This is a genomic window from Mucilaginibacter sp. SG564 (assembly GCF_013149275.1).
Taxonomy (GTDB): Bacteria; Bacteroidota; Bacteroidia; order Sphingobacteriales; family Sphingobacteriaceae; genus Mucilaginibacter.
Genome location: NZ_JABGNA010000004.1, coordinates 458,305 through 471,270, shown reverse-complemented (window position 1 = coordinate 471,270; position 12,966 = coordinate 458,305). Strand labels below are relative to the sequence as shown.

At 42.5% G+C, this 12,966-nt stretch carries 14 protein-coding genes and 1 tRNA gene; 5 read left to right on the top strand and 10 right to left on the bottom strand.

Features of this window, described 5'->3' with window-relative positions:
- Positions 1–71 precede the first annotated feature (71 nt).
- Entirely contained in the window at positions 72–1,712 is a 1,641-nt protein-coding gene (locus FHW89_RS11975) for an FMN-binding glutamate synthase family protein (RefSeq protein WP_172335266.1), read from the top strand.
- A 233-nt stretch (positions 1,713–1,945) separates the two neighbouring features.
- Here FHW89_RS11975 and mgtE read toward each other — a convergent pair whose 3' ends face one another.
- On the bottom strand, positions 1,946–3,316 hold the full coding sequence (gene mgtE / locus FHW89_RS11970; protein ID WP_172335265.1) for a magnesium transporter: 1,371 nt from the start codon (positions 3,314–3,316) through the stop codon (positions 1,946–1,948).
- A 201-nt stretch (positions 3,317–3,517) separates the two neighbouring features.
- Between mgtE and ychF the strand changes: the two genes are divergently transcribed.
- Both ychF and FHW89_RS11960 read left to right on the top strand, forming a co-directional pair.
- Positions 3,518–4,621, top strand: coding sequence for a redox-regulated ATPase YchF (ychF, locus tag FHW89_RS11965; RefSeq protein WP_172335264.1), 1,104 nt, complete (start codon positions 3,518–3,520; stop codon positions 4,619–4,621).
- A 36-nt stretch (positions 4,622–4,657) separates the two neighbouring features.
- Positions 4,658–5,113 (top strand): nuclear transport factor 2 family protein, encoded by a 456-nt coding sequence (locus tag FHW89_RS11960; protein WP_172335263.1) that lies wholly within the window; start codon positions 4,658–4,660, stop codon positions 5,111–5,113.
- Positions 5,114–5,296: 183 nt separating this feature from the next.
- On the opposite strand, the gene FHW89_RS11955 is transcribed toward FHW89_RS11960, so the two are convergent.
- The gene (locus FHW89_RS11955; RefSeq protein WP_172335262.1) at positions 5,297–6,727 is read right to left on the bottom strand and encodes an MATE family efflux transporter; all 1,431 of its coding nucleotides are present in this window, start codon (positions 6,725–6,727) and stop codon (positions 5,297–5,299) included.
- A 356-nt stretch (positions 6,728–7,083) separates the two neighbouring features.
- Here FHW89_RS11955 and FHW89_RS11950 point away from each other — a divergent pair, with 356 nt between their 5' ends.
- Positions 7,084–7,302 (top strand): hypothetical protein, encoded by a 219-nt coding sequence (locus FHW89_RS11950; protein WP_172335261.1) that lies wholly within the window; start codon positions 7,084–7,086, stop codon positions 7,300–7,302.
- 53 nt (positions 7,303–7,355) lie between these two features.
- Here FHW89_RS11950 and FHW89_RS11945 read toward each other — a convergent pair.
- The 6 genes from FHW89_RS11945 to FHW89_RS11920 form a co-directional block, all read right to left on the bottom strand.
- Positions 7,356–7,427 (bottom strand) — tRNA-Arg (locus tag FHW89_RS11945).
- A 105-nt stretch (positions 7,428–7,532) separates the two neighbouring features.
- Positions 7,533–7,904, bottom strand: a complete 372-nt coding sequence (locus FHW89_RS11940; RefSeq protein ID WP_172335260.1) for a DUF1801 domain-containing protein — start codon at positions 7,902–7,904, stop codon at positions 7,533–7,535.
- Positions 7,904–8,299 carry a hypothetical protein gene (locus FHW89_RS11935; RefSeq protein WP_172335259.1) on the bottom strand — a complete coding sequence of 132 codons (396 nt, stop codon included), beginning with the start codon at positions 8,297–8,299 and terminating at the stop codon, positions 7,904–7,906. The genes FHW89_RS11940 and FHW89_RS11935 overlap by 1 nt, the downstream gene beginning before the upstream one ends.
- A gap of 62 nt (positions 8,300–8,361) precedes the next feature.
- On the bottom strand, positions 8,362–9,012 hold the full coding sequence (locus FHW89_RS11930) for a hypothetical protein (protein ID WP_172335258.1): 651 nt from the start codon (positions 9,010–9,012) through the stop codon (positions 8,362–8,364).
- Positions 9,013–9,100: 88 nt separating this feature from the next.
- The gene (locus FHW89_RS11925) at positions 9,101–9,904 is read right to left on the bottom strand and encodes an AraC family transcriptional regulator (protein ID WP_172335257.1); all 804 of its coding nucleotides are present in this window, start codon (positions 9,902–9,904) and stop codon (positions 9,101–9,103) included.
- A 19-nt stretch (positions 9,905–9,923) separates the two neighbouring features.
- A complete protein-coding gene (locus FHW89_RS11920) occupies positions 9,924–10,736 on the bottom strand; it encodes an oxidoreductase (protein ID WP_172335256.1) in 813 nt (270 codons plus the stop codon).
- A 63-nt stretch (positions 10,737–10,799) separates the two neighbouring features.
- Between FHW89_RS11920 and FHW89_RS11915 the strand changes: the two genes are divergently transcribed.
- Positions 10,800–11,678, top strand: coding sequence for a hypothetical protein (locus tag FHW89_RS11915; protein ID WP_172335255.1), 879 nt, complete (start codon positions 10,800–10,802; stop codon positions 11,676–11,678).
- 104 nt (positions 11,679–11,782) lie between these two features.
- Here FHW89_RS11915 and FHW89_RS11910 read toward each other — a convergent pair whose 3' ends face one another.
- Together FHW89_RS11910 and FHW89_RS11905 are read right to left on the bottom strand one after the other, a co-directional pair.
- Positions 11,783–12,181 carry a two-component system response regulator gene (locus tag FHW89_RS11910; RefSeq protein WP_172335254.1) on the bottom strand — a complete coding sequence of 133 codons (399 nt, stop codon included), beginning with the start codon at positions 12,179–12,181 and terminating at the stop codon, positions 11,783–11,785.
- Positions 12,182–12,261: 80 nt separating this feature from the next.
- Positions 12,262–12,870 (bottom strand): TetR/AcrR family transcriptional regulator, encoded by a 609-nt coding sequence (locus FHW89_RS11905; protein ID WP_172335253.1) that lies wholly within the window; start codon positions 12,868–12,870, stop codon positions 12,262–12,264.
- Positions 12,871–12,966 lie beyond the last annotated feature (96 nt).

Here is a 12,966-nt window from a genome sequence, read left to right as displayed (position 1 = left end):
GTACAAGTTTAACCATACAATTGCGCTAATGTTTAACTTTAACAGTTATTTTTATATTAAATAATCTATCTATGAAGAAGCTTTTCATTACCTCGTTCATTATCATATTCGCCGCGCTCATCGGGTGGACAATCCTTTGGAAACCCGCAGCATGGTCATTTGTAATCATGGTACCTATATATGCTATAGGCTTTTATGACCTGGCCCAAAAAAAGCACAGCATCGTACGCAACTACCCGGTGTTTGGTCACCTGCGTTTCCTGATGGAAGATCTGCGCCCTAAAATATATCAATACTTTATTGAGAGCGATACCAATGGCACACCCTTTAACCGTCAAAACCGCAGCGTGATATACCAGCGCGCCAAAAAGGTTGATGATACCCGTCCCTTTGGTACCGAACTGGATGTGTATGAAGATGGCTACGAGTGGCTTAATCACAGTATAGCGGCGATTGATCATCACAAGCTTGATCTGTCGCCAAGGGTAAAGGTAGGTGGGCCCGATTGTAAGCAGCCTTATATGGCCAGTGTTTATAATATATCGGCCATGAGTTTTGGTTCGTTGAGCGAGAACGCAATCCTGGCCCTGAACGGTGGCGCCAAGTTGGGCAACTTTGCCCATAATACAGGCGAGGGTGGTTTGAGCGATTATCACCTTAAACCCGGCGGTGATATTATCTGGCAAATTGGTACCGGCTATTTCAGCTGTCGCCATCCGGATGGTACTATTGATTATGATGCCTTTGCCCAGCGCGCTGTGTTGCCGCAGGTAAAAATGATCGAGATCAAACTGTCGCAGGGAGCCAAACCCGGTCATGGCGGGATACTGCCTGCAGCTAAAGTTACCCCCGAAATTGCCAGGATCAGGCTGGTGGAAATGGGGCAGGATGTAGTATCGCCGCCTTACCATACTGCTTTTAATGACCCTATTGGCTTAACCCAGTTTGTCAAAAAACTACGTGAGCTATCGGGTGGTAAACCTATCGGCTTTAAATTGTGCGTGGGGCATAAGAGTGAGTTCCTGGCGATATGTAAAGCCATGGTGAAAACAGGCATCTATCCCGATTTTATTACCGTGGATGGGGGCGAAGGCGGCACAGGCGCCGCTCCGCTGGAATTCTCTAACTCCGTTGGTATGCCCCTGCGCGAGGCCCTGGCCTTTATTTACGATGCGCTGACCGGTTTCGACATAAAAAAATATATCAAGATCATTGCTTCAGGTAAGGTGGCTACCGGGTTCGATCTGGTGAAGAATTTTGCCCTTGGTGCCGATATGTGTAACAGTGCCCGCGGAATGATGTTTGCCCTGGGCTGCATACAAGCGCTGGAATGTAATATGAACACTTGCCCAACCGGTGTAGCCACGCAGGATAAAAGCCTGATGCGCGGTTTGGTGGTTGACGATAAAAAGGTGCGTGTGGCCAATTTTCATAACCAAACGGTTAGTAGTGCAATACAAATGATAGGTGCGGCAGGCCTGGTAAAACCTTGCGACCTGCACCGCATGTTCATTTATCGCCGCATCAACCATAGCCAAATACAAACGTACGGCGAATTGTTCCCTTACATCCCTAAAGGCAGCCTGCTCAATACACCTTATCCATCAAGCTTTGAACTGGATATGGCTATCAGCAACGAGGATAGCTTTGTGCCCGATTATAGTAATGTAACCAATATTGATTATAGCAATGTGAACTCGTATATGAATTAAACCGCTGATTTGGTGAGGGGGATTACGTTGATTGCGCTGATAAATTTTGTTGATTTGTCATCCTGAGAAACGAAGGGGCTATTCTAAACTATGCAAAGTTCAATAATAGATTTTTCACTACGTTCAAGAAACAGTTCCTCGTTCCTCAGGATGACAGCCTTTTGATATAAATATAAAATTCACGCAGTCGCTCGGCTCCAGCCGAGCGACTGCGGAGAATAATTAATCAGCTATTATAGCATCACACCCTTCATGATCATCACGGCGATGGTAAAGTAAATGATGAGGCCGGTAACGTCAACCAGGGTGGCTACAAATGGGGCAGAGGATGTGGCAGGGTCAGCGCCCAATCTTTTCAGAACCAACGGCAGCATGGAGCCGGCCAGTGATCCCCACAGTACCACACCAACCAGTGCGCAGCCTACAGTTAGGCCTACCAATATCCAATGCGGACCGTAAATGGGCGAAAACATCGTCCAGATGTAAATACGCATAAAGCCTATAATACCCAGTGTAGCGCCCAGCATAAGGCCCGATACCAGTTCCCGGCGCATTACGCGCCACCAATCGGCAACGGTAACTTCGCCCAGAGCCATGGCTTGTATAATTAAGGTAGATGCCTGCGAACCGCTGTTACCACCGCTTGATATAATGAGCGGGATAAACAGGGCCAGTACAACAGCTTTTTCAATTGATTTTTCAAAAAATCCCATGGCGGTTGCAGTCAGCATTTCGCCCAGGAATAAAATTATCAGCCAGCCAACCCGCTTTTTTACCAGCAGGAACAGGTTAATGTCCAGGTAAGGTTCATCTAATGCTTCGGTACCACCAATTTTCTGGATATCCTCGGTATACTCTTCGTTGGCTATCCACAAAATATCGTCGACAGTTACAATACCCAATAATATATTTTCATTGTCAACCACAGGCAGCGCCACGCGGTTATTCATCCTGAATATATTGATGGCTTCTTCCTGCGGATCACTGGCGCTGAGGGATATCAGGCGCCCGTCCATCAGGTCGCTTACCTTGGTTTCGGGTTTAACCAATAATATTTCCCGTATCCTGATGTCGTCGAGCAGTACCCCGTTTTCATCTATCACATAAATCACATCAATAGTTTCGGAGTTTTTACCGTAACGGCGTATGTGTGATAGTACCCGGGTAACATCCCAGTTTTTCTTAACGGCAATATAATCGGGGGTCATCAAACGCCCAACGCTTTCTTCTTCGTAACCTAATAAGGATAAAGCTTCTTTGCGGTCATCAGGCGAGAGGTGCAGGATGAGTGTTTTAACGGCATCGCCATGCAATTCGCTAAAAAGGGCGGTACGGTCATCAGGAGGCAGGGCATTGATCAGATCAGCAACTTTTTGTCCGGATAGTTTTTTGATGATACGCTCCTGCGTAGGTGAGTCCAATATCCGGAAAACGTTAACTGCGCGGTTAAGCGAAAGGGTTTCAATAAACCTGGGGCCATGCTCGGGTAGTTCACCTATGAGTTCCTCGACGTCCGATATATTTAGGTTGTTCAAATATTCCTTCAATTGTTTATTGTTTTCCTGCTCCAGCAACAATTCTATTTGTTCAACCATTTCGTTCATAAGTGTCCCCCTGTTGTTTACATGTTGTTATTAATCTGTTTCGCCTTATTTTGACGTTGGCAAAAGTCGTTTATTTTTTCAAATTATAGGCAAATTTTTGTGTTATCTTTGCGCGAATTTTATCGGTAGATAATAGTCGATGGTCGATAGTCCATTGACCATGGTCTATCGACCATCGACAAAAGAATTAATATCTAAAAAATGGGTTTACAATGTGGAATAGTGGGTTTACCAAATGTGGGTAAATCAACACTTTTTAATTGCTTATCAAACGCCAAAGCGCAGGCGGCTAACTTTCCGTTCTGTACTATTGAGCCAAACGTAGGCGTAATTACGGTACCGGATGAGCGTTTAACCAAACTTGTTGATATAGTACAACCCAAAAGTATTGTACCCAATGTTATTGAAATTGTTGATATAGCCGGTTTAGTAAAAGGCGCCAGCAAAGGCGAAGGTTTAGGAAACCAGTTTTTGGGTAATATACGTGCCACCAATGCTATTATACATGTACTGCGTTGCTTTGACAACGATAATGTGATACATGTCGACGGCTCTGTTGATCCGATACGCGACAAAGAGATCATTGATACCGAATTACAACTGAAGGATCTGGAATCGATAGAGAAAAAGATCCAGAAAGTGGAGAAAATGGCTAAAACCGGCGGCGACAAAGAAGCCAAAAAAACCTTTGATGTTTTAACCGTTTACAAAGAGCATATGCTGGCGGGTAAATCGGCCCGTACTGCTCCTGTTGCCGAAGAGGATAAAGAATACGTTGCCGATCTGTGGCTACTTACCGCCAAACCGGTGATGTATGTTTGTAATGTTGACGAAGGCTCGGTAAACACAGGCAATGTCTATGTAGAAAAGGTAAAGGCTGCAGTTAAGGAAGAGAATGCCGAGGTATTGGTGATATCGGCACAGATTGAGTCGGAAATTGCGCAACTGGAAACTTTTGAAGAACGCCAGATGTTCCTGGACGATCTGGGGTTGACAGAATCGGGTGTAAATAAACTGATCAAAGCGGCCTATAAATTGCTTGATCTGGCTACTTATTTTACCGCGGGCGTGCAGGAAGTACGTGCCTGGACAATTACCCAGGGCTTTACAGCGCCGCAAGCCGCAGGCGTTATCCATACCGATTTTGAGAAAGGATTTATTCGCGCCGAGGTGATCAAGTATGACGATTTTGTAAAATTCAACGGATCGGAAGCCGCTATAAAAGAAAACGGTAAATTGGGTATTGAGGGCAAAACCTATATTGTACAGGACGGTGATATTATGCACTTCAGATTTAACGTTTAACAGTATATTTGTTAAAAACCTAATTTGAAAATCCTTATGAAAAGATCTTTTTTATTCAAGGCCCTGCTTTGTTTCGGGGCAGTTTTCCTACTACACATGGATAAACCTTTTGCTCAAAATGCCAAACTGATAAGCGAGGTAACACAAGCCACTGAGCAATTACGTAAAGCCATGGTTGATGCCGATACCGTTACGTTGGATAAATTGACATCCGCCGAATTAACCTACGGTCACTCAAGCGGTAAACTGCAAACTAAAAAAGAATTTATAAGTGATATTGCTACCGGAGCATCTGATTTTGTATCTATCGATTTGACCGAGCAGCAAGTAAAAGTAGTAGGTAATACCGCTACTGTGCGCCATATACTTAGCGCAGCCACCAATGATAAAGGAAAAGGCCCTAGTACGGTGAAGCTTGGTATACTGTTGGTATGGATTAAAAATAAAGGACAATGGCAATTGCTTGCCCGTCAGGCAGTAAAAGTGCCTTAAGAAGTCAGAAAGCCCATAGACCATAGTTGATGGCCCATGGAGTCTGAAAATCTGCAAGTAAAAAAGTCCGAAGATTTGGCGAGTGTAACCCTCCAAATTTTCGGACTTTTTCTTTTGATCTTTATGTTTCTATCTTACAGACGTTACTATCCCATGGTCTATCGACCATCGACTATGAACCTATTAAACCTTGATCTTTTTCCACCTGCCGCGTTTAAACAGAATGTAGGCCCCTAAGGTAAGCCCAACTTCGGCAACAGGGATGGAAACAAACACGCCTGTTGGTCCCATTTCAAAATACTTGGCCAGTAAGTAAGCAAATGGTATCTGGAACACCCAAAAGGTAAATAGGTTGATCTTGGTAGGTGTCCAAGTATCGCCGGCACCATTAAAGGCGCTGGTGAAAATCATACCCATACCATAAATAATAAAGCCTCCGCTTAAAATTTGCAGGGAGCGTGAAGCTACTTTTATAACAGCTGCATCGTTAGTGAAAAATGAGGCGAACAAGTGGCCGCAGGTTAAAAATAATATACTTACAACACCCAGAAACACCATAGTATATTTAATGGTTTGAAATACCGATTTTTCAGCCCTGTCAACCTGGCCTGCGCCCAGATTTTGCCCAACCAGGGTTGCGGCGGCGTTGCTTAGCCCCCAGGCAGGTAACAGGAAGAACATCATTAACCGCAGGGACGTTTGATAGCCCGCTGAGCCAGCTTCGCCGCCGGTGGTAGCCACCAGTTCGGCCAGGAATATCCAGCTGCAACTGGCTATCACAAATTGGAAAATACCCGGCGCGGCAATTTTGATGATGGCTTTGATCTGCTGCCAGTCGGGCACAAAATAGCTTAAGCGTATCTTCAGGATGTTTTTTCCGTTGAATAAATTGTAAACCTGGTAACTAACGCCCAGCCCTCTGCCAATAGTAGTAGCGATGGCGGCACCGGTTAAGCCAAATGCCGGGATAGGGCCCAGCCCCCGGATAAAAAGTGGGCATAAGAAACAGTTTGCTATGTTGGCTATCAATAAACTGCGCATTGCTACGGCGGCATTACCGGCCCCTCTGAAAATACCGTTGATCAGGAATAGCATCACAATAATGATACTACCACCCATCATAATCCGAACAAAGTTGGTTCCATGATCGGCAGTTTCGGCAGAGGCACCCATGATCAGCAGGATATCCCGGGCGTGTGTTAACCCTATAATGCTGATGGTAAGGTTAATAATTACGGCGATGATAATGGTTTGCATCCCGGCCTTTGAAGCCGCCTCGGGATTTTTTTCACCGATACGCCGGGCCACTACAGCTGTAGCCGCCATGCTCAAACCTATAGCCAGGGAATATATAACGGTTAATACCGATTCTGTTAAACCAACCGTTTGAATGGCAAGGCTGCTGTTTTTCAAATGCCCCACAAAATACAGATCGACCAACGCGAATACAGATTCCATGGCCATTTCCAGCATCATGGGAATGGCTAACAGGATAATGGCTCTTTTAATGCTGATGGAGGTGAGGTCAACTTCGGCGCCTTTAAGTGATTGCTTTAAAACAGAGAAAAAAGAAGATACTTTACTTTTGGGTTTGGGTTGAACTGTCTCTAACATAGGAGTATTGGTTATATGGAATAAAAAGGAATAGATGTTTAACCATTAATATGAAACCTTTTGGTTACAAATATAAGGAAGGCTTTTGGTTAGGCAAGCATTATTAAAAAATTATAATAGCCCTTACGTTAAAAATGGTTAAAACGATACTGGCCGGCTAATAAACAAGTAAATAGATTAACAATAAATGGGGCTAAAAATATAAGCTTTAAAGCTGTAAAGGCGTTTTATTGTACAAAATGTTAAAAACGCTTTAAATGGTTAAGAAAGTAGAAAAAATAGCGAATACGTATCTAAAACCGAGTAAAAATCGTTAAATTAACAACACCAATTTATACCTTATTTGTCTTACTATTATGGATACATTAGTTACTTATATGTTCCAGATCACGGTAGCCTTTATGATCATACAGGTATGTATACCTATTGTGATCATCGTTAGAAGCAGGCACCAAAACAAAGCAAAGTACAGCGGCCTAACGCAGCTCGAGGTAGAAGAAATGGAACATCAGCATTTTCTCCAGGAGGTAGATGCCATTTTAAATATGAATCATATTTCGCATTGCGAAGATTGAGCAACATAAAGAAAACAAAAAGCCTCTTAAAATAAATTTAAGAGGCTTTTTTGTGCTCCCGACGAGATTCGAACTCATATCGATGGTACCGGAAACCATAATTCTATCCATTGAACTACGGAAGCAGTTGCTGCAAAGATATACATTCAATTGTTTTATTCATGATGGATTGTACAAAAAATAGATTCTGCCTTTAGCAAACTGGTAAGGCGTCTTCCCAACTGCCGCTGTTACCTGGTTTTTATAATCCCTGTCCTGTAAAGATCAAGAGCCTGCTTTAAAATATGTTCGATAGTTTGCACGGGCAGATCTTTATCAGCTTCAAAAAGCATGATCTTCATACGTGATCTTTTTTCGATGATCAAAGCGTGGTGATCAAAGCGTTTACCTTCAACAATGCCAATATAGGGTTGATGATACTTTTTGTGCACCCACAGGTAGCAGAACATTTTACCCATGTAGCAAAAAAACGGCATACCGTATTTCCAATCGGCTGATACGTTTTCGTCTTGCTTCAAAATGATGTCTTTAAGCGCCAATAGACAGCTCCGGATGGGTTCGTCCTTTTGTAGGTAAAAATTATCCAGCTGGGTTAAGGTCATTATGCTTTCTTCACCAGTTTTGACGCGATAAAAGCAAACAGGCCTTGTACCAACCCTGAAGCTATACCAATTACAACGCCAATAACAGTGAGGGCAACTTGTGGCGGTAAATGATAGGGGTTACCATTATACATGGCCGCTTCTGGTGCATGACCGGCTGCATAGTTTTTATAGAAAATAGAGTGTGCTGCTATGATCCATACACAATTAACCAGGCTAAGGCAAAAGCCATGGGTAAAATACATTTGCGTGCAGTTTTTGGCGATAATATAAGCGCAGATAATAAAGATAACCGGCCAGATAGCGCCCTCAATATTACTCGGAATAAAAAACGCGGTGGCAATGCCCATGATCAGGCCAAATATGGAGAGCTTGAGTATCAGGTTCCAGTTCATGTAAAGGATTTTAGGTTTGTTGGTATAAATCTATCCAAAACAAACAGAAAAACAAATAAGATTTAGAACTGGGGAATCAGGAATGACATGCCCAGCATTAATGCCGATAGGAATATCATAAACAACACAAATGTCTTAATATGTTTTAAAGTACGGCCTTCTTTCAGTATTACGCCCCGGAATGGTTCGGATATCAAAAGCGTAAGGCATAGCAGCAGCATAAAAGATAATCCCAGGTGAATACCTATAAACGGAACTTTACTATTCTGAAATGAATGAACTAAATTAGGTAACAACAAAAGGTTCCAGATAACCGCAATAGCTATAGCTGCCGGAATTTTCATAGCGAAGCCACCTTTTTCCTGCATCGCGGTAATCACAGTATCCTCATAAAAAGGTAAGCGTTCTTTATTATCTAAAAAGCCTGTTTGCTGTATTTGTTGCAGAATGGAATTTGTATTGGTGAACGACTTGAAAATAACAGTTGAGTAGTATCCCTTTACTTTGTGTGTAATACGAATACCGCTTGAAAAGATACTCATTCCCGAGGCGGTTATAGAAATTACATCCTCTGGCCTGAAATATAGGTTTCCTAATAAGGAAATATTAAGTTCGAGTTCATTTTGGTTAACCCGGAGGGTAGCAAAAGGCCAGGTGGCATTTATCATGCCATATGTAGCGCCGCCGGTGAGTTCAAATTCGGTTGAGGTCATTTTTATGGCCTAAATAGGGTAGGCAGCATAAAACTATCAAAACAAATCAGTAAAAAGCAGAATTTGGAAGATAATTTTTAAGCCCCGTTTACACCCGTGACGGCACTATCCCAAAAGCTTTTTTAAAAGTATAAGAAAAGTGAGATAGATTCTCAAAGCCAACGTCGAGATATACTTCTGATGGTTTCTGGCCCTTTTCCTTGATGAGGAAATAGGCCTCATTCAATCGCTTTTGCTGCAGCCATTGGCCTGGCGATAAGCGGAAGATCTTTTCAAAATCTCGCTTAAAGCTAGCGAGGCTGCGTCCGGTGAGTTTGGCGAATTGAGCGGTAGGTACATTGAACATGAAATTTTGATTCATGTAAGCTTCCAAGTCTATCTTATAAGGTTCACTGAAATCAAAAAGAAAATCGTAAAAATCAGGATTGAAATTCAGCAGCAACTCAACCGCTTCTTTGGTTTTTAACTCGGCCATGTTATCGGTGGCTCTTTCCGGGTGATCAAAGTAGGGCATCAAAGAATCAAAATAACCTTTGATGAATGGATCTGGCTTCAGTATATGAATATGATTACCAGTATAGGTTTGGGCTGGCGTAAGTTTATGCTCGGCACTATATCTGCGTAAAAATGGCTGGTCTAAAAATATATTGATCGATTTAAATTCTCCTTCAGGTCCCGGTACTTTTTCTGACTTCACCAGTTGGTTTCTGCGGATGAGCCCGATGGTGCCCGCGCTGAATACACGAATGCCTTCATTGGTTTTCTGATGTGTTTCGCCAGATATGATGTACCCGAAAGCATGTTCGGGTACAAATGATTCGTTAGCGCGTTGTTTTTTATCAACGCAGGAGTATAGCAGGTTGTTGAACAATATATGGCTTTTGTCTTCCATTGTCAGTTTAAATATACAATTACTTCAGTTGGGCCAGCAGCATTTTATCAAATGTACGGTCGGGTAGTATTTTGCGCATAAACAATGCCGGGCCAGCCATATAACCGCCATGATAACGTGTTTTAGGTTGTTTGGCCGCTATGGCTTTCCTCACCAGGTCGACAATAATTATCGGGTCTGCATTTTTTTCGTTAGCTTTTTTGGCAATAGCAGAAAATTGTTTGGCTAAATTACCATAAGCGGTATCCCCCGAAATTTTAAGCAGGTTATCCATCGCAATGCTGCTCCATTCAGATTTTACACCACCGGGTTCAATCACCACCACATCAATACCAAATTGTTTTACTTCATTACGCAGGCTATCACTCAAGGCCTCGAGCGCGAATTTACTGGCATGATACCAGCCGCCAAGGGCAGCGGCAAATTTTCCTCCAATAGATGATATATTAATGATCTGGCCAGAGCCTTGCTGGCGCATATGCGGTAATACCAATTGCGTTAAATGAACTGCCCCAAAAACATTTACTTCCATCTGGTAACGCGCATCGGCAATAGGCACGTCCTCAATGGCTCCATATGAACCAAATCCGGCATTATTGATCAGCACATCAATATGGCCTTCGGCTTTTACTATAGTTTCAATACCAGCGATCATCGATGCTTCATCAGTAACATCCATGGCCAATATCTTTACGCCCGATTGTTTAAGGTCGGCCATTTTTTCTACGCGGCGGGCCGCCCCATAAACCGTATGACCATCCTGTGCCAGGTGCCTGGCCATTTCTTTACCCATACCGGCAGAAGCGCCGGTTATTAATATGATCTTTTTCATTTTTTCTCTTTTCTGTGAATTACAAAACAAAGATGGGGGTAAAAGCAGGGGAGCAGGTTTGCTGTGAAGCTCAACTTTACTTTGGTGTGTGGCTCAAAAACAAGACTTCCTTATTACAATCAGAACATAGGAAATTATAGAAAAAGACGTTTATATTTAAGTCATACAATTACTACAAATCAAATCATGTGTAAAAGCATTTATCAATCGGCATGGAAAAGCCTTTTGATTGTAATACTAATAGGATTTTTTGCTGGAACAAGTTATGCCCAGGGGAAATTTGGTGGACAGGTATTTGAAAACAATACCAAAATACCGCTTTCCGGAATAAGTATCGAGAACCTAAATTCGCATTTAAAACAGGTTTCAGCTGCGGATGGAAGCTTTGCTATCAACGCCAAAATTGGCGACCTGTTGTCTTTTTCATCGCCCTATTATCAACCAGATACTGTTTATATCACAAATTTAAGTTATCTGAAGATCTACCTGAATTTAAAAACTAAAACCCTCAAAGAGGTTCAGGTAACATCTGCCGAACTAAAGACAGGATCGTTAAAAATTGCACCGACAAAGGGGCCATTTAACAGTGAAACTGTACTGTACCAAACAGATGCTGCCGGGCGCCCCATCGGGGGCATTAAAATTATGGTACATGACTGGAACAAGGATGAAAATAGAAAAATAAGGGAGCAGCAATTCCTGCTCGATGAGGAAAAAAAGACTCAGATTTCAAAAGTCTTTAGTCCAGAAAATATTGAGAGCTATTTGCCCATAAAAGATCAGGAGCTTAAAAACTTCATTACCCTTTATATTCCCAATATTAAGACCTATAGCAGCCCTGAATTTAATCTGGCGGCTTATTTAAACACCTGTTATCAGGCATTTCTCAAAATACCCACCGGGAAACGGCAGTCAGAAGCTTTCTTAAAGATCAATAAATAACACATAGTTTTCAATGCCAACTTATTGGTCATCTCCAAAGCAGATCAGCAAATATGCTTTGACCTTATCGGGTACAGATTATAAAGTAACAGGAACGGGATCGGCTAAAAATCGCAATCGGCATGTTCAACGTCATTGCCGGCTTTGAGGAAACAAGTTTTGATGGTATCCGTTATATCAGAAAGATTAAAAGGTTTGGCAATAAAGGCGTCGGAACCATAGTTACCTAAGGACTCCAATACCCGGGGATAGGCCGATACCATAATCACGGGAATATGGCACGTTTCGGGTGTGGTTTTTAACAAGTGACAAAGTTCGCCACCGTTTATCCCGAACAGGATGTAATCCAGGATGACCATGTCGGCATTGAAACTGATAGCTGCCTTGCAAATGTCATCGGTAAAATTGATCACCTGAACTTTGTAGCCCTCCATCTCGAGCGCTTCTTTCATCACGTCAAGTATATCCTCGCTATCATCAAGGATTAAGATTTTTTTAGGCATATTGTTAAATTGGTACTCTATATAACGCTGAGTTAACAACTTTTGTTTTTAGCCCTCAAATTATTGCTGTAATAATTAGGTTACACGCTGGTTTTAAGCTGGGTGATGATGGTATCCACCGTTTTTAATACCTTATCCAGGCTGGCCGGGGTGTTGGTTACCTTGGCTATCATGATGCCTCCTTCAATAAGAGAAATAATAGACAGTGCGGTTTGGGCAACATCAATACCAGATTTAAATTCTCCCGCGGTTATACCACCGTTTATGAGGTTTTCTAATTTTTTCTTCCAGTTGGTGATCACCTGTGCCGCTTTTTCTTTTAATACCGGGTTGGTATCATCGGCATCGACAGCGGTGTTCAATATAGGGCAGCCACCATCCGGGAAACTCAATGTGGCAAACCTATGGTAAACCTGCGCGTAAACCATGAGCTTATCATGGTAGTTTGTTGCTTTACCGATATGGAGGTCGATCTGCGTACGTACTTTTGAGCAGTTATATTCAAACGCGGCTACGGCAACTTCTTCTTTATTTTTAAAATTACCGTATATACTGCCCTTGGTAAGCCCGGTAGCCTCGGTAAGGTCTGACAACGAGGTGCCTGCATATCCTTTTTTATTAAAGATACTCGCGGTTTTTTCTACAATGAACTGTCGTGTGCGTGCGGCTTTTGATAATTCCGTTTCCATAATACAAATGTACCAATTGGTATTTTAATATTATAATTTTGTTTAATGCCTGTAGTATAGCAGTTTGTAAAACCAATAAAAGCATATCAATCGATA